The sequence below is a fragment of the Sulfitobacter sp. M13 genome, from assembly GCF_053474885.1.
Genome location: NZ_JBRKBN010000002.1, coordinates 49,327 through 72,432 on the forward strand (window position 1 = coordinate 49,327; position 23,106 = coordinate 72,432).

A 23,106-nucleotide genomic window follows, 5' to 3' on the forward strand; every position below is an offset into this window, starting at 1 on the left:
ACCCCATGGAGATCATCGATTGCATTGGCAGCCCGCGCACCCGCGGCGAGGTCCACGGCGAGGCACTGCGCAAACGGATATCCACGGCGCTGGAGCATTGGGAGGTTGCGACAATGGCGGGGCTGGGGCCGCGCGCGCCTGCAGATTTTGACCGCTATTGCGAGGACTTCATCTCGGAGACTGCATTGCTGCGCCGCGCCGAGGCGGTGACGCCCGATTTGGTGGCTGAGTTGCACGGCATCGCCGACGGCGCGGGTCAGAGTTTCGCGCGGATGGCGGTCTACAACCTGATGGATGAGCAATGGTGGTATGACGCGGACCCGAAGGCACCGCCGCCAGGCTGTAGCTTGATCGCGCAGAAGGTCGCGGGGGGACATGTGCTGGCTCAAAACATGGACCTACCCGCGCATATGGAGGGCTCACAGGTGGCCTTGCGCCTCGGTGGGCCGGACATGCCGAAGACTGTGGTGTTGAGCGCCGCAGGGATGATCGGACTGACAGGTGTTAATTCTGCCGGGCTGGCTATCGGAGTGAACACCCTGCTGATGTTGGAGCATGCCGCTGACGGCCTGCCGGTGGCCTTTGCCGTCCGACATGCCCTCGGCGCGCCCGACAGCGCCAATGCGCAAAGGCGTCTGTCGGAGGTTGGACACGCCAGCGGCCAGCATTATGCGATCGCCACGCGGGAAGGGATCACATCGCTCGAATGTTCTGCAAAAACCTGCTCGCCGATGCTCATACCGAACAACGGCAGACTATTGCACACCAATCATCCCCTTATCAGTTCGGACATTGATGCGGCTGCGCTGGCACGGCTTGGAGCGAGTGGGTTCACGAAAAGTTCGGCCTTGCGCCTGAGTTGGTTAGCGGCCCGGCAGGAAGCATTAACGACCGCAGATGAAGTTCAGGCATTATTCGACGACCCAGAGGCGCCCATCCGGATGCGCGCCAAAACCCACGGGGGGTCCAGCACATTTGCCACAGTTCTTTACAGCATGACTGACTGCACCGGCGTTCGTATGCGACATGGCATAGCTGGCACTGCCGCATGGCAGGAGTTTAATTTCCTGGAAGGCGCGGCCGAATAGCGGTGAGACAGGTCTAGGGCGCTCCGAGCGTCATTTCAATGATTAGGAGCTTCGAGGTCGCCCGGGACTTTTTGGAATTAAGTTACAGTGATATGGTAATTTCCCGATTTTTATTGGAATCCAGCCGTAGAATCCACGCGGAATGCGTCTAGGGCCAATCGGGTTCAGCCGGAAGCAGCGACCCTCGTGGAAAAAGGGGTGGAAACCGGACATTCACTGCGTGAGGGATAGAGGGCTACTCAGCGGGACAAAGCTGCCGTTTGATTATGCAAGGCAGACGACTGCTTCCTTCCTTGAAATGGCAAGGTCAGGTTTCAGGCAGCTTCAATCTCCGGAACCCGCACATCTGCGTTCCTGAGTTGCTGCGCCATGATTTCCGTAAATGGCAAATTTGGGTTTGCTTCAGCAAGCATGCCGACCTTCATCCAAAATTCAGCCTGCGCATTGATCGAACGACACATAACTGAACTGGATTTGCGCAGTTCCTCATGCATTTCGTCCCCAATTTTTACGATGCCCATCGACCCATTTCCCATCCTTGGTATAAGTGAACCGTATATGATTCGTATAATTGCGCGGCAACTCAAGGTCAATCTGACTGCGGTTGCCACAAATAGAATTTCGAAGTGATCTTGTTATGGATAGATATATAGACGTTTTTTCGGCACCTAAGGCGGAGCAGGCCCGTAGAACCGAGAGCATCAAACTTTATGGGCCTGACGCTTTTGAGGGTATGCGCCGCGCAGGTGACTTAACCGCGAGGTGTCTCGACCACATTGCCGATCTCATCTGCGCTGGCACAGCCTTATCGCACATCAACACGTTCGTCCTTCACTTCGCGGCCAAGCATGACGCCACACCAGCGACGTTGGGTTATAAAGGCTATCCATATGCCTGCTGCACATCGGTCAACCATGTGGTCTGCCACGGATTCCCGAACGAGAAAAAGTTACGCGACGGAGATATCGTGAACGTTGATGTCACTCTGATCCTGAATGGTTGGCATGGCGATTCAAGTCGGATGTATGTGGTTGGAAAGCCGAAACGCGCGGCTGAGCGTCTTATCCAGATTGCCCATGAGGCGATGATGCAAGGGATCAGGGCTGTGCGTCCGGGGGCGCGATTAGGTGATATCGGCCATGCAATACAGACCTATGCCCATCGTGAACGCTGCTCGGTGGTCCGCGAATTTTGCGGTCACGGCATCGGACAGGTCTTTCATGACTCCCCCGACATCCTGAACTTCGGCAAAGCTGGAACCGGTTTGGAGCTGAGAGAGGGCATGATCTTTACGGTTGAGCCGATGATCAATCTGGGGCGCGGCGAGGTGAAAATGCTTTCAGACGATTGGACGGCCGTAACACGTGACAAATCCCTCTCGGCACAATTCGAGCATTCGATTGGCGTGACATCCGACGGTTTCGAGATGTTCACACGCTCGCCTCGTGGCCTGCACGCACCCGGGATCGAGCTTCCAAACGTTCATGTATAACGGACCATCGTCGCTGCCGCAGCATTCGGTAAAGTGGGCTCTTTCAGGACCTTCGCCGCAGTCCAAGCCACGATCTGCTCAGCGGTCTTTGCCGACCTTCGATGCAAGGGTATCAATGTCCGGTTTAGCGAGCCAATCCCGAAGAGATGATTTTTGAAAGAAGGCTCGTCAATTTGCAATGCCGGTTCGGGATTGGTTGAAACCCCCAATTATATCGACTTCTGGTTTACCCGCTTCGATAGCTCTGCCGCGCTTTCCTTGCGCTCGCTGTAGCGGTCAAGCAGGCAATCTTTGTTATCGCGAGTGAGCAGTGTGAACTTCATCAGCTCTTCCATGACATCGATCATCCGGTCGTAGAACGGTGAAGGTTTCATGCGGCCCGCCTCGTCAAACTCCAGAAACGCCTTCGGGGTTGAGGACTGGTTCGGGATGGTCAGCAGGCGCATCCAGCGGCCGAGAATGCGGAGCTGGTTCACCGCGTTGAAGCTTTGCGAGCCGCCGCTGACCTGCATGACGGCCAGCGTCTTTCCCTGTGTGGGGCGCACGCCGCCGAGCGACAGCGGTATCCAGTCAATCTGCGTTTTCATGATGCCGGTCATCGCGCCGTGCCGTTCGGGCGAACACCAGACCATGCCCTCGGACCAGGTGACAAGATCGCGCAGCTCTTTCACCTTTGGATGATCGGCCTCCGCGTCGTCTGGCAGGGGAAGGCCAGACGGGCTAAAGGTGCGCGTTTCCGCCCCAAGTCGCGTCAGGATACGGGCGGCTTCCTCGGTTATCAGTCGGCTGAACGAGCGCTCTCGCAGTGATCCGTAGAGCAGCGCGATACGCGGGGCATGCGCTGCCCGCGCAGGTGTCAACAGCCGATCCGTGTCGATGGCTTGGAAATGGTCTTCTTCGAGGTTCGGAGTATCAGTCAAGGCGGCGTCCTTCCGTGTCAATCAGCAGTGTGCCGTCTTCCTTCGACAGCGGACCGGGTGGCAACCGGTCCAGAAGATCCAGAACCGTCTCGCTCGGGCGGCAAAGCCGGACGCCCTTGGGCGCGCATACAATAGGACGGTTGACCAGAACAGGGTGCTTCAGCATGGCCGAAAGCAGCGTTTCGTCGTCCACGGCGGGATCGAGCAACCCAAGTTCCTCTGCTGGGGATTTTGTGGTCCGGAGGGCCGTGTGAGGCGTCAATCCAGCAGCGGCGAACAGCGCCAGAAGCTGCGCGCGGGTCCAGCCTGTTTCAAGGTATTCGATCACCACGGGTGTCTCGCCTGACGCCTCAATAATCGCCAGCACATTTCGCGAGGTGCCGCAGTCGGGGTTGTGGTGGATGACGATGCTCATGGGGCACCTCCTTCCTTCGGGAACCAGTGCTGCGTTCGGTTGGCGAAGGCGACGAGCGACAGCATCACGGGCACCTCGACAAGGACGCCGACGACAGTTGCGAGTGCTGCCCCCGACCCCAGCCCGAACAGGCTGATCGCGACAGCGACGGCCAGCTCAAAGAAGTTGGACGTGCCGATCATCGCGCAGGGCGCGGCGACGTTGAACGGGATGCGCCATGCCCGCGCTGCAAGATAGGCGACAAAGAAGATCCCGTAGGACTGGATCAGCAGCGGCACGGCGATCAGCACGATGACGAGCGGGCGGTTCAGAATGACCTCGCCCTGAAACCCGAACAGCAGCACCACCGTCACCAGCAGCCCGATGATCGAGAACGGTTGCACGCGGGATTTGAAGGAATCGACCGCCGCCTCTCCGCCCTTCGCTACCAGATTCCGGCGCGTTAGATACCCTGCCAGCAGGGGCAGCAGGACGTAGAGACCCACCGACAACAGCAGCGTGTCCCACGGCACAACGATGTCCGTTACGCCGAGTAGGAAGGCGACGATAGGCGCAAAGGCGAAGACCATGATCACGTCGTTTACGCTGACCTGCACCAGCGTGTAGGTCGCATCGCCCCGTGTGAGGTTTGACCAGACGAAGACCATCGCGGTGCAGGGCGCGGCCCCCAGCAGGATAACGCCCGCAAGATACGCCTGCGCGTCGTCCGGCGGGATCAGCCCAGCAAAGACATACTCGAAGAACAACACACCGAGGGCGGCCATCGTGAAGGGTTTAATCAGCCAGTTGACCACCAAGGTCACGACCAGCCCCTTAGGCTTGTCTCCGACCTTGCGTAAGGCGCCAAAGTCCACGCCGACCATCATCGGATAGACCATCGCCCAGATCAGAACCGCCACCGGCAGATTGACCGAGGCGACCTCCAGCGCAGCCAGAAAAGAAAAGAGATCCGGAAAGATGTTACCCAGCAGCAACCCGCCGCCGATGGCAAGCGCCACCCAAACGGACAGCCAGCGTTCAAAGGTTCCCAGACCCGCCGCAGCGGGGAGCGAAGTATCGGTCATGTTCGGCAAGTCTCCATTCTAAGCTTTCCGCGCCTTAGCAGTCACAAGCGAGCTCATTGATGACCGGCTGGCAAAGTTCAGGGCGTCCGCCGCAGCAATCTTCCATGAGGAAGGCTAAAAGACCGCGCGTCCCGTCCATGTCGGCGAAATAGCGAATGCTGCGACCTTCCCGCTTGTTCCGGATCAGACCGGCGCGGGCCATAATGCTCAGGTTGGCCGACATCGTGTTCTGACGAACCCCGAGGGTGTCGCTAATATCACCCGCCGTCATGCCGACCTCTCCGGCCTTGATGAGCAGGCGGAATACATCGAGCCGAGTGGACTGGCTGAGCGCTGCGAAGGCGTCGAGGGCGTGATCTTTATCCATATATCCGGAATTATTGATATGTTGCGTGGAGGTCAAGCATTTTCTCGAAATCCCGGGCGTATTAAGCCGCGCCTTTTTTGGCATATGCTAAAAACACCTTGATTTAGCGACCAAAGACCCTGTTCAAACCTGAGCGGTGGTCGAAGTTTATGGGTCTTCCCGTGATAGCCGACACTCGCACAAACCGCAGCAACCGGTAAAATGGGCTCACTCCGGACATCATCCGCACGACATGCCAAGGTCGGTAGCGCGGACAAAGCTACCGTTGCCTCTACAAACTTGAATGTCGGCTTTGCCACTCCACGACCTATACGCTGTCGATGTCTTTACTAAGCAGATGTGCCCCGGCACCAAGCTCTGCCAATTTGTCAGCTTTGTTGGCTAGCGGGCATTCATCAACGCTTAGGCAACCGCAACCAATGCAGCCGGTCAGTTCATCCCGGAGACTGGACAATAGCTCAATGCGTTCGGTTAGATCATCGCGCCATGCTGTTGAGACGTGACCCCAGTCGCGGGCAGATATGGGTCTATCATTGGGGAGGTTCTCCAACGCTGTCGCAATTTGAGCCAGAGACAGGCCAGCTCGTTGAGCAATCTGGATCACGGTAACACGCCGGATCATGTTGCGAGGATAGACACGGTGGTTTGCCGGTGTGCGCTGCGACTTGATAAGCTTTTTTCGCTCATAAAAATGCAAGGCAGATACGGATACGCCTGTCCGTTCAGATACTTCACCTATCGTCAATTTACCGGCCATTTTCGATCCACTTGCCCTCTTGACCTCAACTTATGTTGAGGTGGTATCAGCGGCTAAGTCAAGTTTGACCGGGTGGGTTTATGGCGGATGTGTCAGTAGAAAGTAGGGCGAGAAACGATCAGCCGGGCGCTTTTGCGCGGTTTAGTGCAGCCGTTGGGCTGGCAAATCTTGGCGACGGCATCGCCGTAGTTGCTTGGGCATGGATTGCTTCGCTCATTACCCGTGATCCACTTTTGATCGCGATTTTGCCAGCGGCGCTTCGCGTTCCATGGGTTCTGTTCGCGCTACCCTCCGGCATCCTTGCGGATCGCATGGACCGCAGGCGGCTGATTGTGTTCTGTGACTTGGCACGCACCCTTGCTTATGGCGTGGCAGGTGGGGCGATGGTGCTGAGCTTGCCGATTACCGAACCCGCCATTGATGGTATTGGAAACTCTGCACTCTACTGGAGTCTGCTATCGCTTGGTTTCATTATCGGATGTGCAGAAGTAGCGCGTGACAATGCAGCACAGTCTATGCTTCCCAGTATCGTTTCATCGGACAGTCTTGAACGTGCAAATGGCATTCTGGGAAGTGTCGAGACTGTTGGAAACAGTATGGCTGGACCGTCGCTTGGGGCTTTCATCGTCGCCATTTTTGTTCCTCTGCCATTCCTTGCTATCGCAGTCGCGCTGTTGTTCGCCGCACTTCTGACCGCCTCACTGAAAGGTAACTTCAAACCGGCCGAACAAAAGAAACAGTCGTGGCGAACAGAACTATCGGAAGGATTCCGGTTTGTCGTGGTGCATCCGATGTTGCGAGTTCTTGTCTTGATCACCGGCTTCTGGAATTTCTTTGCCCAAATGTCCGTCATAGCGCTTGTTCTTCACATCCAGGAAAACCTGAGCGCGGGCGCAACAGCCTACGGTCTGATCCTTGCCGTCGGAGCCATAGGGGGTGTTGTTGGCGGTATCGCGGTTGCGCCCTTGATGAAGCTCTTTTCAACGGGCGTGCTCGCTCAATGGATGAACCTTGCCTCAGCGCCTATGTTCTTGCTTATCGCCTTCGCCCCAGGGCCTATTACGGTTGCCGTTGCGATGTTCTTTTTCTATCTCAGCGGGATCGTCTGGAACACGATCTCAATCTCCTACCGTCAGCGCGTCGTCCCAGATCAAATCAGAGGACGAGTGAACAGCGTTTATCGCCTTTTCGCATGGGGAATGCTGCCTCTTGGGCTGGTCGCATCAGGCGCAATTGTGAGCATGGCCGAAGGTCCATTAGGTCGGGCCACAGCACTTACGATGCCGTTTCTGATCGCATCAGCCGGGGTCTTTATCTTGGCCGGAATTTCTTGGCGACCGCTTGGCCAGGGCTTTAGGTAGTCAGATCGAACCCGCGATAGCCGACATTCATACAAGGCGCAGCATCGAGGAAATTGGGCTCGAACCTGCCGTTAGCTGCGATACGCTCCATAGTCCGGGTTGGGCCGTACGTGTCCGTCGACACAACGGGCCAATGGATGACATCTTTCGACCTATTCTTAGAAATCCCCCGGGGCGCATTGTAGACATACCAAACCTTCACTGCGCCACGCCTCGACCACAGAGCTTCGGTCATCAATCACCAACCAAGGCTTGAAGCCGTCGGCTTGCATTTCTTTCAAGGCTCGGCGCTTCACTTCGGGGTCGGTGGCTTCGTCCTGATCTTCGGCGCGCAGGTATATGCCATCGAACGGCAGGTCGTGTTTGCGCAGCCATGCAGTCGTATGGTCGGCCCAGCCCTCTGGCCGCCCGGAGCAAATCAGAATAGTCTCACCGCTTTCTTTCAGCCGTCGCATCAGCTTTGCAATCGGGGCAATCAATGCGGCATCTGCCATCGCGAAGTGAAAGTCATCCCAATGCTTTTCGACGCCATGTACAAGATGACCCAGCCGTTCTGCGTCGAACTCTGCGAGTGTGCCATCAACATCGAATACCACACAGGGGGTCGCTGCAGCTTGGGTCATAGGGTCTTCTCCAGTAATTTATTGCCTGTGTTTTCAAATAAGAGTGGTTTTGCATTGGGCGGGCGTTGGCCCACGTCACCTGTCGTCCAAAGCACACGCGTGGCGCGGATGATGCCCGAGTGGCATACCAAAACCGGTAATGCGCGCGGGGAAGCGGCGCAAATGTCGGTGATCGTAGTTTGCACGCGCGTCAACATATCGGGCCAGCTTTCGCCCCGGTCTGGTGTGACTTCTCTGACGGGCTGCTCGCTCAAGGGTTGCCCTTCGAACGCCCCCCAGTCGCGCTCGCGCAACCCGTCATCTACTTCAAACCCTCGGGCTAGAAAGGCGAGCTCAGCGGTGTGTTTGGCCCGTGACATCGGGCTTGCGTAGATCGCAATCGGCTCTGGCCATATCCTGTTTGAAAGGGCGCGCGCCTGATCGCGACCCAACTGGGTAAGCGGGACATCCGTTACCCCGGCGATGATCTCATCTGCATTGGCAGTCGTTTCGCCGTGGCGGATCAGGCAGAAGCTGCGCGATGGCAAAGGTGCTGCGGTCATAGGCGGACCCGATCATGAAAAAACACCTCAGCGTCGAGCCCTTCTATCAGGTAATCTTCGGGTTGCGTGCAGAAGGCAGGGGCAAAGCGTTTAGCGCCGAGGCGCTCTAACATTCTCACCTGATCGCGCAGGGGTGGATGCACGTTCCAACGTTGGAAATAGCCGCCCGGAACGCTGCAAATGCCCCGCGCATGGGCCGTCATATGGCCGGTGAATACGACATGCGCGTCGCGCCCCAAACGCCCACTTTCGTGCCATGCCCGCACATAGCCCCAAGCGGCACCGCCATCGGCATTTGGTGTGTCGCAGATCAGAAACCGTGCTTGTTCCATCGGGCCGCGGTCCAACAGCGGGGCGATTTGCTGCGCATTGGCGCTGACGTCACCGCTACTGAGCGCCGCGCGCAGCGTATCTTGGCATTCAGGGTCCAGCATCACGCTTTCACATCCGTAGCGTCGCACCAGATGCAGCGCCATTTCGCCCGCTCGGCCGGAGGGGGGGACGGGCAAAAGCACTTGACCATCAATACGGTCCAACAGGGCATTCAGCGCGTCGAACCGATCCGATTGAGGCACGTCATCAAGATGGTAAGAGCAATCCAAGATCGCAGTCGCCGCGGGCGGCGGCACATCGAAGGTGAACCAATCGGATTCCTCTGACCAATCGCCAGAATAAAAAAGCCCTTCGCCAAGATCAAAGTGGAACCAGACGCCGCCCATTGCGTGGCCATTGCGCCCGGTGGTCAAGGTGACGCCGTTAATCGTCGTCTGACCTTGTTCGGGCAGCAGATGCACATTGGCCGCAGGCGGCAGAGCTTTGGCCGTTTGCGCCGTAGCATAGATCGGAAGGCCCGCCTCCACGGCATAAGACGCACCGCCGATGTGATCAATGTGATCATGGGTGATGAACACCGCCTCGGCCCCCTCAAGCCACGCGGGATCAAAATGTGCGTTGGCTTCGGGGCCAAAGCCGCAATCAAGCAGCCAGATCCGATTGCCCACGGTCAATTGCATGCACGCAGGGCCTTTATCCCCGATGCCGGAAAGTACTCGTATGCTTTGCATTTAATCCTCTGAAAAAGCCCAAGGGGTGGTGATTGTCAGGCCCAATTGCGCGCCGACGTCGAAGCGGGTGCGGGTTTCTGCAAATAGGCGCGCGCCGCACTCGGTCACTGTTTCCAAGAGGTATTTTCCGCCCATATAAGTAACCCGCGCGACCTTGCTGCGCAGATCGCCGCTCTCGGTGATGGTTAAGTTTTCGGGGCGTAGGCAAACATGGCTGACCTGCGTCTCAGCCCGTGTGGATCGCACAGCAACATCTGCCCCCAAAATCCGCGCCTGCCGGGCTTCTCCGGTCTGCGTGACCTCTTGCACTGGCACCACGGTACCGCGCCCGACGAATTCGGCGACAAAGCGGTTTTTGGGCCGTTCATAAAGGGTTTGCGGCGTGTCGAATTGCTGGATGCGGCCCTGATCCATCACGGCGATCCGATCGGCCATCGCCATGGCTTCGGCTTGGTCATGGGTGACATAGACCATCGTGGCCCCGGTGCGCTTGTGAAAATCGGTAAAGACGCCCTGCATCGTGGCCCTCAGCGCCACATCGAGGTTGGCCAAGGGTTCATCCAGCAGAACGGCGCAGGGGTCAGAGACAAGGCAGCGCGCCAAAGCAACCCGTTGCCGTTGTCCGCCTGACAGGTCAGAGGGCATGCGGTCGGCATAGTTCTCAAGCCCCGTTGAGGAGAGTGCCGCATCGGTGTGTCTGGCGATCTCAGTCTTGGAAAACCTCCGGATTTCGAGCGGGTAGGAGACGTTGCGCCGCACCGACATATGCGGCCAAAGCGCGTAGGACTGAAAAACAAACCCGATGTTACGCTCTTCGGGCGGCAGGCTCGCCCCTGTCTGGGCATTGGCCATTTCGCGGTTGCCGATGCGGATTTGCCCGCTGCTGGGGGCCTCAAACCCGGCCAAGATGCGCAGAAGGGTGGTTTTGCCACAGCCGGACGGCCCTAGAAGCGCTATAAATTCGCCGTCGTGAAACCGGGTTGTGATGTCTTGTAGTGCTGGCGTACCTGCGAATGTCTTGCCGACCGAAGACAGGTCTATGTCTGCCATGGGACAACTCCTTTGGGAAAGCGACGGGAAAACAATTGGATCAGCGCCATAAGGACCACGACCACAAAGACGATGGTCATTGCCAACGCACTGGCCATCCCGGTTTCGCCGCTGTCATCGAGATTGAAGATCACCACGCCCAATGTCTCGGTGCCCGAGGACCACAAAAGCGCAGAAACCGTGAGTTCGTTAAACGCGGTGAGAAACACAAGGATGGCTCCCGCCGCCGCCGCTGGGGCCGAAAGCGGAAAGATCACATCGCGCAGCCGCCGGTAGAGGGAGGCACCGACCGATTGGGCGGCTTCGTCCATGGCGGGATCGAACTGCTTCAGGCTTGCCTGAACCGGACGGAACATCACGGCAAAGAACCGCGCCAGATAGGCCAGAAAAATGATCCAGATGGTGCCGTAAAGCGTGGCTTCGGTGAAGGGCAGTTTGATCAGCAGCAAAATCATCGCAATCGCCAGGACAACACCCGGCAGTGCGTAGGGCAAATCAAGCAGGCTGTCGAAAAGGCGCGCCAGCCGCGTTTTGCGCCGCTCCATCAGCCACGCCAAGGGAAGGCAGATCACGACCAAAACGACAGACGCACCCGCTGCCAATCCAAAGGAGTTGGCAAAGGCCCGAGACGTGACAGGTTGGCGGAATAGCACCTCGTACCATGATGCAAGCGTCACCGTGTCAAAGCGCAGGGTTACGCCATAAGCAGGCACCAATGATGTTGCCAAAAGGCCGAACATCGGCAGGAGAAGGATGGCAAAGACCACGCCCCATAAAAGTATCTCAACCGGCAGACGGGCCGCGCCCAAGGGCAGGGCAAGCGGGCGTGAGGTGCTGCCCACGAGATGCAACCTCTGGCGGGACTGACACAGGCGCTGCAACAAGATACCCGTCACTGCGACCGCCCCGATTAGCATTGCCAGAACCGAAACCTCGGCCAAGACGGTTGTCCCCATGCCAGCCAGCTTTTGATAAACGAGTGTCGGCAGCGTCGCGTAGCCTGCGGGGATGCCCAGCATCGCGGGGATGCCAAAGTTGCCAAGCGCGGTCACGAAGGTAATCGCCGTGCCCGCCGCCAGACTGGGCAAGGTCAGGGGCATCACCACCTGCCACCAAGTGCGCAGCCCTTTGGCGCCGCTGATGCGGGCGGCCTCAACCACGTCTTGGGGTATAGACCGAAGACCCGCGCGTAGGGTCAGGAAGATGATCGACATATGCTGAATGCCCAGCAAAAAGATGATCCCCTCCGGTGAATAAAGCGGCTGCGGCGCGCCAAGCGGAGGGGCGATGCCCAGTGTTTTTAACAAGACCGACGATGGCCCCATGATCTGGGTCCAAGACAACGCAGTGATCTGCGGTGGGATCATCATCGGGATCATAAGACAAAAGACCAAAGCCGCTTTGGCCCGCAGATCTGTCAGCGCCACGAGAAAGGCAAAAGCCGCGCCAAGCACCAATGATACCAAAGTGCCAAAACCCGCGGTGACCAATGAATGTTTGAGCGCGCTCAGAGTAGAGGGCTGCGCCAGCACATCGCGCATAAGCGTCATGCTGGGGTTGCCCTGATCGGTGACGCCCTCAACAAACAGGCGCAGCACTGGGGCAAGCGTCAGACAGATTGCGACGACCAGTATAGCAGAGAGCAGCCGGGCCTCGGACCGGCTGCCTATATTTTGCTGCGCGACACTCATTATTCCGCGCCGAAAAGCTCTGCGAATTTGGCCTTATTGGCTTCGGCGTTTGCAAGGGCCTCGGCGGGGTCGAAGGCCATCAGCTTGATGTCTTCGCGGGCGGGGAACCCTTCGGGGACGCCCATACCGTCACGAGCGGGGATATAGCCCATGTCCAGAACCAGTTCTTGGCCTTCGGAGCTGAGCAGAAAATCGACGAATTTCTCCGCGCCTTCGACGTTCTTGGCCGAAGACATGATCGCCACCGGCTCGGTCACGTAGGAAACCCCTTCTTCGGGGAAGACGAAATCAATCGGGGAACCATCGGCCTTGTTGCGGATTGCAAGGAAGTCAACGACCATGCCGTAAGGCTTCTCGCCTGAGGCTACGGCCTTAAAGGTGCCTCCGTTGCCTCCCTGTGCGCGGGCATCATTCGCGGCGAGGTTTTCGTAATACTCCCAGCCCAAAGCCTCATCGCCGGTCAGCGTGGCAAGGTGGATCAGCGCGGCACCCGAGTAAAGCGGCGAGGGCATCGCGATTTACCCTTTGAAAGAGGCGTCTGAAAGGTCTTTCCAAGAGGACGGCGCGGTCTCTACACCTGTGTTGTAGACGATCCCAGTGGTGATCAATTTGGTCGAATGGTAGTAGCCCTCGGCAGAGTGCAGGGCCGCGTCATAGTCACCGGCCTCAGGTGATTGATAGGCGGTCAAAAGACCCTCTTGTGCCATGCCCTCCAGCGTCACAGTGTCGGCGATCAACAGGACATCTGGCTGCGGGTTGCCAGCCCCAATCTCAGCGCGCAGGCGGGCCATCAGTTTGGTTGTGCCGTCGCGCACCCAGTCGACTTCGGTGCCGGGATTGGCGGCCATAAAGGCATCAACCGTCCGTTGCGCATCGGCATTAGGCTGCGAGGTATAAAGGGTGATTGTATCGGCCATGGCCGTGCTGGCCAAAAGCGCGAAAGCGGTGGATGTGACGAAGGACTTCATGGGCTCTCCTGGAGTTTTTACTTTCGAACGAAAGCAATTCACAAAAGCCTTATCCCTGAGAGATCTGACAGATTTGTAACAGTTGTTTGAAACTTTTATTTATATTGCGGGGCTTCAATGATTTTCCTAACCTGCCGAAAAGATCTAATATTTTCCAAAGGAAATTACCGTGCGACGGGATGCTATCCAGCGTAGAGACGAGATTGTCGCGCTTCTGTCCGAGAGCGACACGCTGTCGGCGATCGAACTTTCGTCCGAGCTTACCGTTTCGGTGCAAACCATACGGGCAGACCTGCGTGATCTCGACGAAGCGGGGCTTGTCCAGCGCCGTAACGGCTACGTTCGGCTGCGCCAGCAAAGTGAGAACATCGGCTATCTGCCGCGCGAAGGCATAGCGCGACAGGAAAAGCAGCGCATCGCTCTGGCGGTAAAAACCCTGATCCCTGATGGCGCGCGGGTGGCACTGGGCACCGGCACAACGGTGGAAACTTGCGCACGGTTTTTGGTCTCTCATCAAGACCTTTTTGTTGCGTCCAACAGCATCCATGCCGTCTGCGCCTTGCAACAGGCCCCCGGTGTTGCCGTTGAACTGGCAGGCGGAACCGTAAGAATGCGCGACCTGGATATGATCGGCGCGCCAGCTCTCGAATTCTTTGCAAGATATCGCGTCGATTACGCCGTGTTTAGCTGTGGCGGCCTGTCCGAGGAGGGCAGTGTTATGGATTATAACGCTGAAGAGATGTCCGCACGCAAGGCTATCGCGGGCTGTGGAAAGAAGAGTATTCTGGTCATGGATAGCACAAAAAACGGATTGGACCTGGCGTTCCAGATGGGACATGTCTGGGACGTTGATGTCATCGTGACCGGAGCGAGGTTTTCAACGTCTATTGCGGAAAGCTGTTCCCGACACGGTTGTCAGATTATCCAAGTATGACTGTGTCGTTGATTGGCTGATGTCCGGCGCGATTGCAGAAACCTTGGGTGTGGACATTGGCTCGCTGAAGTTGGCCGCGGAGAATGCTGGTGGGCAGGATTAATGAGCGGTATCAATCTGGTGGCGACTGCCTAATCGGGTCGCGCCTTGAAGTAATTTTATTCTGCTCAGATAAAGCGTTATTAGATATCTGGGTAGCAGTTGATACTGTCCTACGCCAAAAAACAGCTTCGGAGAATCTGCGTCGCAACGATGACCATCTTGGTCTATGTCCGCTTGGGGCCGTAAGCATTCTCTTCAAAAGGGGCGGATTGCAGACCTCCGCCGCATCTGCGAGGTAACCGCCTCAATTTGATGCAAGCAGTCGTTCATTGGCTGGAGACCAGAACGCTGGTGCTTGCGCTAGTCATACTGATCATTTAGCGACATATCCTGGCCTAGGAACCCCCTTGCAAGCAAAGTGTTAATCACTACATGTTATAGTGAATATGCTGGCAGCCAACGCTGACCCGAAGTTGCGACTTGCGATAGCGAAAAGCTGGAAACTAGCAACTGAACCTGATAGCGTCCTAATTATGCAAATCCATGCGAACACATATCCTCAGTTACGCACTTTGTGCTGGAACCGCCCTGACAATACTGTCTTGGATGGACCCGAGGCGCTTGGCCTTTACGAAAACAACTGGCGTCTAGTAGAGCCTGAGAACTTCGATGTAGAGGAAAAGAAGTTGCTTGATACTCTTGTTGCCCATTTTGGCAACGGCGTATTTATGCCTGCTTGAAGTGACGTTCGAAAAAGTCTCGTTTAGTCGCGACCACCATAACGCCATCCTGAACGTTTTGAGGTCCTTTGACGGGGATCTTCTCGAGAAAACAGGTTGTTACTTTGGTGGCGGCACCGCCATTTCCCTCGCGCTAGACGAATATCGCGAGAGTGCTGATATTGATTTTCTATGTGCGAGCCAAGAGGGCTATCGAGCCCTTCGAAGTGCAATTGCAGGGCAACCCAATCTAAACAACATCCTTCGACCAAAGACGCAACTTGAGTGCGTTCGAGAGGTCCGGGCGAACCAATATGGCCTCCGCACCGTAGTCCATAGTCAGGGAGCTAACATCAAGTTCGAGATTGTTCGTGAAGTGCGAATCGATCTTCAAGGTGAACTCGACGCACGCTACGGACTGCCGGTCTTAAGTCGGCCTTGCATGTATGCAGAGAAGCTATTGGCTAATTCTGATCGCTGGTACGCACCAGAGGTTGCGAGCCGAGACATCTTGGATTTATCTGTAATGATCTCGAGATGGGGCCCTATTCCTAAAGACGCTTGGGAAATTGCGGAGGCGGCCTACGGAAACAAGGTTCGCGAGGATTTCAGGAAAGCCGTTGATAAAATCCGGAATCCAGAACACATTCAAAGTTGCGCAAAAAAAATGCAAATTGAAAACGATGTGGTCGAAGAGATACTTTGCATTCATGGAGGGGCGTATGAGGGCGAACCATCGCCATTTGATTAGACTTCAAAAGTCGATGGCAAAACTCTCCGCGGTGTTTGCGTTTTGCAAGCCTCAAGCCCAGCGTGGTTAGGATACGAACACAAAGTTCATGACACTCCCAATTTTCAGTAGGCTGCACTGCAAAAAAGCTTCTCGGCACCACCCACGAAAGAGCCAATGCGACAACCAAGCCAGAATGATTGGTTTGAGGAAACTGAACCGCTGAGCCGGATGATATGGCTTGGGCCGATCTCAGGCCTCCTGGCCAAGGTGGGGCCTATGCCGCGCCCCTGATCAACGTCTGATATATGCGGCACACTGGCCATCACAAAATGACTGCTGGTATTGGCAGGGTCAGAAGCCTCTGCCTTTCACAAGATTCGCAGCTCCATTCCTTACTTTCTGCGTTGCTTCAATTATCGCTGGCCAATCCAACTCGTTGATTGCCAGAGACCAAACCGCTCTGTGTGAACGAAACGCCTCCTTCAACCGCCGCGAAAGCTTACAAAGTCCGCGGTGTAGCCGTCCGATCAATTCACGTGCGGTACTGACCATCAACGTCCGCTTCGGGGAAGCTGCGCTGCGGCACTGGGCATGGTCGCGGACGGACATCGATCTCGAGGCCAAACTCGACGAATGGGAACGGTTTTACAACTTCGCCAGCCACAACGGGCAAACCCCTTACGAAGCTCTCAGAGACAAGCTACAGTAACCCAGAAAGTATCCCGCAGGTCCGTCCAAGGTACATCTGACCAAATATTTTACATAATCCTAATTATGAGGCGTAATTTTGCCTATCACCCTCGAACAAACCCCGCTCCCAGGTGTCGTCGTTATCAAACCCGCCCGTTTCGGCGATAACCGTGGCTTCTTTTCCGAAAGCTATAGCGCTAAGGCGCTCGCGGAGCATGCGATTACCACGCAATTCGTGCAGGACAACCACTCGCTATCGATGTTTCAAGGCACCATTCGCGGGCTGCACTTTCAGGCACCGCCCCATGCGCAGGACAAGCTAGTGCGCTGCGGGCGCGGCGTGCTTTTTGACGTAACAGTTGATATTCGCAACGGGTCGCCGACTTATGGGCAATGGTTTGGGGTCGAGCTGAGCTTCGAGAATGGAAAACAACTGCTGGTGCCTGCGGGGTTTGCGCATGGGTTTGTGACACGTGCGTCGGAGACCGAGATTATCTACAAATGTTCGGACTATTATTCTCAGGAGACCGAGGGTGCGGTCGCTTGGAATGATCCGCAGGTCGGTATCGACTGGGGATTGAATGATATAGCTCCGGTTTTATCGAAAAAGGACGCACAGGCGCCCTCTTTGGCTGATCTTAACAGTCCGTTCACGTTTGAGGCTTTATAGATGAAGCTATTGGTGACGGGCGGCGCGGGGTTTATCGGCTCAGCAGTGGTGCGCCTGGCGATTGCGCGGGGGCATGACGTGGTGAACCTTGATGCGCTGACCTATGCGGCTTGCCTTGGGAATGTGGCGAGCGTGGCGGACAGCCCGTTTTATGCGTTTGAGCAGGCGGATATTTGTGATCGGGAATCGCTGGACAGGATATTCACGACACATAAGCCAGATGCGGTGATGCATCTCGCGGCCGAGAGTCATGTGGATCGCTCCATCGACGGGCCGGGGGCGTTTATTCAGACCAACGTGACCGGCACCTATTCGCTGCTTGAGGCCGCGCGTGCCTATTGGCAAGACGCGGGCAAGCCCGAAGGTTTCCGCTTTCACCATGTCTCTACTGATGAGGTTTATGGTTCCCTCGGTCCCACGGGACAGTTCACTGAAGATACTCCTTATGACCCGCGCAGCCCCTACTCCGCCTCGAAAGCTGCTAGTGATCATTTGGTGGGCGCTTGGGGGGAAACCTATGGCCTGCCGATAGTTTTGACAAATTGCAGCAATAATTACGGACCGTACCACTTCCCCGAAAAGCTGGTGCCTGTGGTCATCCTCAGAGCGCTCGCCGGAGAGCCGATTCCGGTTTACGGTGATGGTGCGAATGTGCGCGACTGGCTTTTTGTCGAAGACCACGCCGATGCGCTGCTCACCGTGCTCACCAAAGGCGCGTCGGGACGTAGCTATAACATCGGTGGTGAGAATGAAGTCAGCAATCTGGCGCTTGTCAAAATGATCTGCGCCTTGCTGGATGACCGCCACCCCAAAGGCGCGCCCCATGCCGAATTGATCACTTTTGTCGCCGACCGTCCCGGCCACGACAAGCGCTATGCCATTGATCCGACGCGCATACGGACGGAGCTTGGCTGGCGCCCCTCGGTCACGGTCGAAGAAGGGCTGGCGCTCACCGTCGATTGGTACCTCGAGAATGAGGGCTGGTGGCGCGCGCTGCAAAGCCGTCAGGGCGTTGGTGAGCGGTTGGGCAAGGCATGAAGATCCTTGTCTTTGGCCACAGCGGACAGGTTGCCACGGAACTCCGAGCGCTGGACGGCGATGATGTCCAAATTACCGCCCTCGCCCGTTCTGATGCGGATTTGACCGACCCCGCCTCCTGCGCGGCCTTGATCGATGCATATGCGCCTGACGCCGTGATTAATGCTGCCGCCTACACTGCCGTGGATAAGGCTGAGAGCGACGCGGAAACGGCCCATCTCATCAACGCCATGTCCCCCGCCGCCATGGCCCGCGCCTGCGCCGCGCGCGACATTCCCTTCGTCTCTATCTCGACCGATTATGTATTTTCAGGCACGGGCGACACACCTTGGGCTCCCGCTGACCCCACCGATCCACAAGGCGTCTATGGCCGCACCAAACGCGACGGAGAGCTCGCGATTGCAGTGGCTGGTGGTCGCCACGCCGTGTTGCGGACCTCCTGGGTCGTCTCGCCCCATGGCAATAACTTTGTCAAAACCATGCTGCGTTTCGCATCGGAATGCGAAGCGTTAACCATCGTTTCCGACCAGATCGGCGGCCCCACCTGCGCAGCAGAAATTGCTCTGGCCTGTGTTACAATTGCCAAAACCCTCGTGGTAGAATCTGAGAAATCCGGCATCTACCATTTCTCCAGCGCACCTGACACCAGCTGGGCCAATTTCGCCCGAGCGATTTTTGATGCGGCCAATATCCCTTGCTCTGTCACTGACATCCCGTCGTCTGAATACCCTGCCCCGGCGAAACGCCCACTGAACTCGCGGCTAGATTGCAGCTCGACCGAGGCTGCTTTTGGCATTTCCCGTCCCGATTGGCGCGAGAGCCTAGCCCATATTTTGACCCAACTTGACTTTCCGAAGGATTGATTTCGCATGACCCAAGCGCCTAAACGCAAAGGTATCATCCTCGCTGGCGGCTCCGGCACGCGGCTCTATCCGATCACGATTGCCGTCTCGAAACAGCTGCTGCCGATCTACGACAAGCCGATGATTTACTATCCGTTAAGCGTGCTAATGCTGGGCGGCATTCGCGACATCTTGATCATCACCACGCCCCAAGACGCCGACCAATTCAAACGCGCGCTTGGTGACGGTAGCCAATGGGGAATTTCGCTGAGCTACGTCACGCAGCCAAGCCCCGATGGACTGGCGCAGGCTTACATCTTGGCCGAAGATTTCCTCGATAGTGCCCCCTCGGCAATGGTCCTAGGAGACAACATCTTCTTCGGCCACGGCTTACCCGAGATACTTGCCCAAGCCGACGCCCAAACCACTGGAGGCACCGTCTTCGGCTATCGCGTCTCGGATCCAGAGCGCTATGGTGTGGTTGATTTCGACGAGAACGACCAAGCGCGCCAGATCATCGAAAAGCCTGAAGTGCCACCCTCGAATTATGCGGTAACGGGGCTGTATTTTCTGGATAACACCGCATCCGAACGCGCCAAAACAGTCAAGCCATCAGTGCGTGGAGAGTTGGAGATCACAACGCTACTTGAGACGTACTTGCAGGATGGCCTACTGAACGTTCAGCGCATGGGCAGAGGGTATGCATGGTTGGATACTGGGACCCATGGGAGCTTGCTGGATGCAGGAAATTTTGTGCGGACGCTAGAGACCCGGCAGGGGCTGCAAACAGGGAGTCCTGAAGAAATCGCATTTGATCAGGGCTGGATCGACGCCGCGGCATTGGAAGAGCAGGCCAAACTATTTGAAAAAAACGAATACGGTGTCTATCTTAGTAACCTAAACCGTTCGTTGAGATAATCATCAAACCCGAAATGTTTCGCGCGCGAAACAAATTCTTTTTATCGTATTGGACCCCACCGTGAGAAAAGTCTTTATCACCGGCACCGCCGGCTTCATCGGTTTCCACCTCGCGCAACTTTTGCTCGACGAAGGGTTTCGCGTTCACGGTTTTGACGGCATGACGGACTATTATGACGTCAAGTTGAAGCAAAAAAACCATCAAGTACTTCTGCAGCACCCTAATTTTTCCGCGACCGAAGGCATGCTCGAGAACAATGAACTTCTTTCGACGGTTGCAACAGATTTTGAGCCCGGCATAATCGTACATTTAGCTGGTCAAGCAGGCGTAAGGTACTCATTGGAGAACCCCCGTTCGTACCTTGAAAGTAACATAGTAGGTACGTTCAACTTGATGGAAATAGCTCGGCAGCTCAAGGTCGAACATATTCTTATGGCATCGACTTCATCTGTTTACGGCTCTAACGAAGAAATGCCGTTTGAGGAAACAGAAAAGGCTGACACCCCCTTGACCTTCTACGCCGCTACCAAAAAGGCAAACGAAGCCATGGCGCATTCCTACGCCCACCTTTGGAACCTACCGACCACAATGTTTCGGTTCTTTACAGTGTATGGGCCGAACGGGCGGCCCGACCTAGCACCTTTCAAATTCGTCGATGCGATCCTCGATGGGCGGCCGATTGATATCTACAATCACGGCGACATGCACCGCGACTTTACCTATGTCACAGATCTGGTGCGCGGCATCCGCCTGTTGATCGATACGCCCCCTGTCCGCCCCGATAACCGTGAAGTGCCCGAGGGCGACAGCCTCTCCCCCGTGGCCCCCTACCGCATCGTCAACATCGGCAACTCGGACAAAGTGCGCCTGCTCGATTTCGTAGAAGCGATCGAGGAAGAGCTTGGTCAAAAGGCCATCCGTAACTACATGCCCATGCAGATGGGCGATGTGCCCGCGACTTGGGCGAATGCGGAACTGCTAAAGACCCTCACGGGTTACAAACCACAGACCGATATCAAGGACGGTATTCGGGAATTTGTAGCTTGGTTCCGCGACTATTATGCCAAGTAGTCTTTTGAGAAGTAGTGAATAGCCCCTAGCAACTGTATTTAATTGCTGGGTTCCACACAGCATTTTTGGGGAGCAATGAGTGTAACTTGGACGGACCCGCGGGACACTCGCGTTGCGATTGTAGCTTGTCTCTGAGCGCTTCGTAAGGGGTCTGTCCGTTGTGTGCGCCGTGTGGTCTGGCGAAATTGTAGAACCGCTCCCATTCGCCAAGTTTAGCTTCTAAATCGACGTCACCTTTGTAGCTGAGAAGTTGATAGAACTCTTGCTGGTCAGAACGGTGGGATCGTTCGACTTTGCCGTTGAGTTGAGGAGTGCCTCGTTTGATGTAGGCGTGTCTGATCCCGAGATCTTCGACATGCCAATGGAATTTGGCTTGGAACTCGTGACCGTTGTCATTTCGAACTTCGCGAATGCGGAACGGAAACTTCTCTACGATGTGGTCAATGAAATCGATGGCGTTTGCCTGCGTATGCTTCTCGTAGACTTTGAGGGCCCGAACTCTGGTCGCATCGTTGATCGCTGTGTATTGGAAACGACGAACCTTTTCGCCATTTCTCCCCTTAAAGGTCAGAAACTTAACGTCCACTTGAATGTGATGCCCTGGCACCTGCTTTTGATAGCGTTTGGTGTGCAGCTTGCGCATTCGTGTGCCTCTGGGCAACCGATTAAGACCATTGCGTTTGAGGATGCGGTAGACCCCAGCATCAGAAATTTTGATGCCATGGTCGCGAGCCAAATACCAAACGATCCTGATCGGTCCCAAGTGTTATTTGCGGCGCAGGTACAGAACTTTCTCGGCGATTTCAGCTGGCGTTTGATTGGCGGGATTTTTCGGAACCGATCTAGCATTCTTCAACCCAGCTTCGCCATGCTTTTGATATGCTTCGCGCCATCGGTAGAAACGGGACCTACCGACCCCAAAATACCGGCAGGCTTTGCGGGCGTTACCGATCTTCTCAGCGTGCTGGAGCACTCTAAGTTTGCGTTGAATGTCGCGTTCTTCGTTCGTCATGAATACTTCCTCCATCCCAAATTAGGGAATTTACAGAAAGTGTCCCGAGAGTCCGTACATATCTACAATTTCGCCGTAATGTTTGAGGATCGCTTCAATGCGTAACTGTATCTAAAACCCGCATGGGCCAGACCAGATACACAAAGTTCATGACACACCCCTTTGGGCTTATGACCGGGATGAACGACCCTGGGGCAGCGACGTCCCACCCGCAAGTTGGTATCAGTTCTTGCCAGACCGCAAAGGGCAGCACCCCAAGGATCATCTCGCAAAGTATCAAGGCTAGATGCATGCGGACGGTTATGCTGGGTTCGAAGACCTGTATCACTCCGGCGATATCCGCGAAGTCGCCTGCATGGCCCACGTCAGACGTAAGTTCGTCGATATCCACCGCGCTCAAGGTTCCGCCATCGCTGACCAGGCCATCGAGCGCATCGCGCAACTGTATGCGGTCGAGAAAGAAGCCCGTGGATCACCACCAGGTCAACGCGCCGATCTCCGACAAGCGCAGGCGAAATCGATCTTCGATGATCTGGAAACATGGCTGCACGCCCAACTTCCCAGCATCTCGGGCAAATCGCCGCTCGCAGCCGCAATCCGCTATGCCCTGACGCGCATGTCGCGGCTGCGACCCTACCTCGAACACGGCATCTTGGAGCTGGACAACAACACCGCCGAACAGGCGATGCGATCCGTCGTAATCGGGCGAAAAAACTATCTGTTTGTAGGATCACCAACTGGCGGCGAGGCCGCCGCAATTGCCTACACCCTGATCGAAACCGCCAAGCTGAACGGTATCGATCCGCAGGCATGGCTGGCCGATACCCTTGCCCGCATTCCAGACTACAAGATCAACCGTGTCGATGATCTGCTGCCATGGATAACCACACCGTAGGGCAGTCAGACCGGACGCTTACTATCAAAGAGCAGCAACCCATCGTCCATTCGCGAAGAAACTTGGTGGACAAGCCGGCTTTTTCAGGCCAAAAATTAGTCATTTGCGCCACCTAAAGAATTTTGGCGACAAATAAAAT

The 23,106-nt window shown here is 56.2% G+C and carries 21 protein-coding genes and 5 pseudogenes; 12 read left to right on the plus strand and 14 right to left on the minus strand.

Features of this window, described 5'->3' with window-relative positions; genetic code table 11:
• The first annotated feature begins 5 nt into the window (after positions 1–5).
• On the plus strand, positions 6–1,088 hold the full coding sequence (locus ACVBAU_RS16175) for a C45 family autoproteolytic acyltransferase/hydolase (RefSeq protein WP_448329163.1): 1,083 nt from the start codon (positions 6–8) through the stop codon (positions 1,086–1,088).
• A gap of 314 nt (positions 1,089–1,402) precedes the next feature.
• Here the strand turns inward: ACVBAU_RS16175 and ACVBAU_RS16180 are convergent, their stop codons facing one another.
• Positions 1,403–1,609 carry a ParD-like family protein gene (locus ACVBAU_RS16180; protein WP_448327685.1) on the minus strand — a complete coding sequence of 69 codons (207 nt, stop codon included), beginning with the start codon at positions 1,607–1,609 and terminating at the stop codon, positions 1,403–1,405.
• A 116-nt stretch (positions 1,610–1,725) separates the two neighbouring features.
• Here ACVBAU_RS16180 and map point away from each other — a divergent pair, with 116 nt between their 5' ends.
• The gene (gene map, locus ACVBAU_RS16185) at positions 1,726–2,580 is read left to right on the plus strand and encodes a type I methionyl aminopeptidase (protein WP_448329165.1); all 855 of its coding nucleotides are present in this window, start codon (positions 1,726–1,728) and stop codon (positions 2,578–2,580) included.
• 209 nt (positions 2,581–2,789) lie between these two features.
• Here map and arsH read toward each other — a convergent pair whose 3' ends face one another.
• From arsH to soxR, 5 genes are all read right to left on the minus strand, one after another.
• Positions 2,790–3,500 carry an arsenical resistance protein ArsH gene (gene arsH / locus ACVBAU_RS16190; protein ID WP_448329167.1) on the minus strand — a complete coding sequence of 237 codons (711 nt, stop codon included), beginning with the start codon at positions 3,498–3,500 and terminating at the stop codon, positions 2,790–2,792.
• Positions 3,493–3,915 (minus strand): arsenate reductase (glutaredoxin), encoded by a 423-nt coding sequence (arsC, locus tag ACVBAU_RS16195; RefSeq protein WP_448329026.1) that lies wholly within the window; start codon positions 3,913–3,915, stop codon positions 3,493–3,495. Before arsC ends, arsH begins: the two co-directional genes overlap by 8 nt.
• Complete coding sequence (gene arsB / locus ACVBAU_RS16200) at positions 3,912–4,979, minus strand: ACR3 family arsenite efflux transporter (protein WP_448329028.1); 1,068 nt, start codon at positions 4,977–4,979, stop codon at positions 3,912–3,914. Before arsB ends, arsC begins: the two co-directional genes overlap by 4 nt.
• A gap of 34 nt (positions 4,980–5,013) precedes the next feature.
• A complete protein-coding gene (locus ACVBAU_RS16205) occupies positions 5,014–5,346 on the minus strand; it encodes an ArsR/SmtB family transcription factor (RefSeq protein ID WP_448329171.1) in 333 nt (110 codons plus the stop codon).
• 307 nt (positions 5,347–5,653) lie between these two features.
• Positions 5,654–6,103, minus strand: a complete 450-nt coding sequence (gene soxR, locus ACVBAU_RS16210) for a redox-sensitive transcriptional activator SoxR (RefSeq protein WP_448329029.1) — start codon at positions 6,101–6,103, stop codon at positions 5,654–5,656.
• A gap of 80 nt (positions 6,104–6,183) precedes the next feature.
• Here soxR and ACVBAU_RS16215 point away from each other — a divergent pair, with 80 nt between their 5' ends.
• Complete coding sequence (locus ACVBAU_RS16215; RefSeq protein ID WP_448329031.1) at positions 6,184–7,464, plus strand: MFS transporter; 1,281 nt, start codon at positions 6,184–6,186, stop codon at positions 7,462–7,464.
• 158 nt (positions 7,465–7,622) lie between these two features.
• On the opposite strand, the gene ACVBAU_RS16220 is transcribed toward ACVBAU_RS16215, so the two are convergent.
• From ACVBAU_RS16220 to ACVBAU_RS16245, 6 genes and pseudogenes are all read right to left on the minus strand, one after another.
• Entirely contained in the window at positions 7,623–8,087 is a 465-nt protein-coding gene (locus ACVBAU_RS16220) for a phosphatase domain-containing protein (RefSeq protein WP_448329033.1), read from the minus strand.
• Complete coding sequence (locus tag ACVBAU_RS16225) at positions 8,084–8,629, minus strand: histidine phosphatase family protein (RefSeq protein WP_448329035.1); 546 nt, start codon at positions 8,627–8,629, stop codon at positions 8,084–8,086. Before ACVBAU_RS16225 ends, ACVBAU_RS16220 begins: the two co-directional genes overlap by 4 nt.
• A complete protein-coding gene (locus ACVBAU_RS16230; protein ID WP_448329036.1) occupies positions 8,626–9,642 on the minus strand; it encodes an MBL fold metallo-hydrolase in 1,017 nt (338 codons plus the stop codon). The genes ACVBAU_RS16225 and ACVBAU_RS16230 overlap by 4 nt, the downstream gene beginning before the upstream one ends.
• Positions 9,643–9,693: 51 nt before the next feature.
• Positions 9,694–10,743, minus strand: coding sequence for an ABC transporter ATP-binding protein (locus ACVBAU_RS16235; protein WP_448329038.1), 1,050 nt, complete (start codon positions 10,741–10,743; stop codon positions 9,694–9,696).
• Positions 10,731–12,434 (minus strand): ABC transporter permease, encoded by a 1,704-nt coding sequence (locus tag ACVBAU_RS16240; RefSeq protein WP_448329040.1) that lies wholly within the window; start codon positions 12,432–12,434, stop codon positions 10,731–10,733. The genes ACVBAU_RS16235 and ACVBAU_RS16240 overlap by 13 nt, the downstream gene beginning before the upstream one ends.
• Positions 12,434–13,402: pseudogene (locus ACVBAU_RS16245) on the minus strand (ABC transporter substrate-binding protein). Before ACVBAU_RS16245 ends, ACVBAU_RS16240 begins: the two are co-directional and overlap by 1 nt.
• 169 nt (positions 13,403–13,571) lie before the next feature.
• Between ACVBAU_RS16245 and ACVBAU_RS16250 the strand changes: the two are divergent.
• From ACVBAU_RS16250 to ACVBAU_RS16285, 8 genes and pseudogenes are all read left to right on the plus strand, one after another.
• Entirely contained in the window at positions 13,572–14,336 is a 765-nt protein-coding gene (locus tag ACVBAU_RS16250) for a DeoR/GlpR family DNA-binding transcription regulator (RefSeq protein WP_448329042.1), read from the plus strand.
• Between the two features lie 732 nt (positions 14,337–15,068).
• The gene (locus ACVBAU_RS16255) at positions 15,069–15,848 is read left to right on the plus strand and encodes a nucleotidyl transferase AbiEii/AbiGii toxin family protein (RefSeq protein WP_448329044.1); all 780 of its coding nucleotides are present in this window, start codon (positions 15,069–15,071) and stop codon (positions 15,846–15,848) included.
• Between the two features lie 586 nt (positions 15,849–16,434).
• Positions 16,435–16,539 (plus strand): annotated as a pseudogene (locus ACVBAU_RS16260) (IS481 family transposase); the annotation flags it as partial.
• Between the two features lie 84 nt (positions 16,540–16,623).
• Positions 16,624–17,190 (plus strand): dTDP-4-dehydrorhamnose 3,5-epimerase, encoded by a 567-nt coding sequence (gene rfbC, locus ACVBAU_RS16265; protein ID WP_448329173.1) that lies wholly within the window; start codon positions 16,624–16,626, stop codon positions 17,188–17,190.
• A complete protein-coding gene (gene rfbB / locus ACVBAU_RS16270; RefSeq protein ID WP_448329046.1) occupies positions 17,191–18,228 on the plus strand; it encodes a dTDP-glucose 4,6-dehydratase in 1,038 nt (345 codons plus the stop codon).
• Positions 18,225–19,091 (plus strand): dTDP-4-dehydrorhamnose reductase, encoded by an 867-nt coding sequence (rfbD, locus tag ACVBAU_RS16275; protein WP_448329048.1) that lies wholly within the window; start codon positions 18,225–18,227, stop codon positions 19,089–19,091. Before rfbB ends, rfbD begins: the two co-directional genes overlap by 4 nt.
• Positions 19,092–19,097: 6 nt before the next feature.
• Positions 19,098–19,988 (plus strand): glucose-1-phosphate thymidylyltransferase RfbA, encoded by an 891-nt coding sequence (rfbA, locus tag ACVBAU_RS16280; protein WP_448329050.1) that lies wholly within the window; start codon positions 19,098–19,100, stop codon positions 19,986–19,988.
• Between the two features lie 61 nt (positions 19,989–20,049).
• Positions 20,050–21,060, plus strand: a complete 1,011-nt coding sequence (locus tag ACVBAU_RS16285; RefSeq protein ID WP_448329052.1) for a GDP-mannose 4,6-dehydratase — start codon at positions 20,050–20,052, stop codon at positions 21,058–21,060.
• Positions 21,061–21,178: 118 nt separating this feature from the next.
• On the opposite strand, the pseudogene ACVBAU_RS16290 reads toward ACVBAU_RS16285, so the two are convergent.
• Positions 21,179–21,902, minus strand: a pseudogene (locus ACVBAU_RS16290) (integrase core domain-containing protein); the annotation flags it as partial.
• Between the two features lie 14 nt (positions 21,903–21,916).
• Positions 21,917–22,087 (minus strand): annotated as a pseudogene (locus ACVBAU_RS16295) (helix-turn-helix domain-containing protein); the annotation flags it as partial.
• Positions 22,088–22,232: 145 nt separating this feature from the next.
• Between ACVBAU_RS16295 and tnpC the strand changes: the two are divergent.
• Positions 22,233–22,967 (plus strand): annotated as a pseudogene (gene tnpC / locus ACVBAU_RS16300) (IS66 family transposase); the annotation flags it as partial.
• Positions 22,968–23,106 lie beyond the last annotated feature (139 nt).

Coding starts and splice junctions, on each gene's coding strand:
- ACVBAU_RS16180 (WP_448327685.1), bottom strand. CDS start 1,609: ATGGGCATCGTAAAAATTGGGGACGAAATGCATGAGGAACTGCGCAAA.
- map (WP_448329165.1), top strand. CDS start 1,726: ATGGATAGATATATAGACGTTTTTTCGGCACCTAAGGCGGAGCAGGCC.
- ACVBAU_RS16230 (WP_448329036.1), bottom strand. CDS start 9,642: ATGCAATTGACCGTGGGCAATCGGATCTGGCTGCTTGATTGCGGCTTT.
- rfbB (WP_448329046.1), top strand. CDS start 17,191: ATGAAGCTATTGGTGACGGGCGGCGCGGGGTTTATCGGCTCAGCAGTG.
- ACVBAU_RS16225 (WP_448329035.1), bottom strand. CDS start 8,629: ATGACCGCAGCACCTTTGCCATCGCGCAGCTTCTGCCTGATCCGCCAC.
- rfbA (WP_448329050.1), top strand. CDS start 19,098: ATGACCCAAGCGCCTAAACGCAAAGGTATCATCCTCGCTGGCGGCTCC.
- soxR (WP_448329029.1), bottom strand. CDS start 6,103: ATGGCCGGTAAATTGACGATAGGTGAAGTATCTGAACGGACAGGCGTA.
- ACVBAU_RS16220 (WP_448329033.1), bottom strand. CDS start 8,087: ATGACCCAAGCTGCAGCGACCCCCTGTGTGGTATTCGATGTTGATGGC.
- arsC (WP_448329026.1), bottom strand. CDS start 3,915: ATGAGCATCGTCATCCACCACAACCCCGACTGCGGCACCTCGCGAAAT.
- ACVBAU_RS16205 (WP_448329171.1), bottom strand. CDS start 5,346: ATGGATAAAGATCACGCCCTCGACGCCTTCGCAGCGCTCAGCCAGTCC.
- ACVBAU_RS16240 (WP_448329040.1), bottom strand. CDS start 12,434: ATGAGTGTCGCGCAGCAAAATATAGGCAGCCGGTCCGAGGCCCGGCTG.
- ACVBAU_RS16215 (WP_448329031.1), top strand. CDS start 6,184: ATGGCGGATGTGTCAGTAGAAAGTAGGGCGAGAAACGATCAGCCGGGC.
- rfbD (WP_448329048.1), top strand. CDS start 18,225: ATGAAGATCCTTGTCTTTGGCCACAGCGGACAGGTTGCCACGGAACTC.
- arsB (WP_448329028.1), bottom strand. CDS start 4,979: ATGACCGATACTTCGCTCCCCGCTGCGGCGGGTCTGGGAACCTTTGAA.
- ACVBAU_RS16175 (WP_448329163.1), top strand. CDS start 6: ATGGAGATCATCGATTGCATTGGCAGCCCGCGCACCCGCGGCGAGGTC.
- ACVBAU_RS16235 (WP_448329038.1), bottom strand. CDS start 10,743: ATGGCAGACATAGACCTGTCTTCGGTCGGCAAGACATTCGCAGGTACG.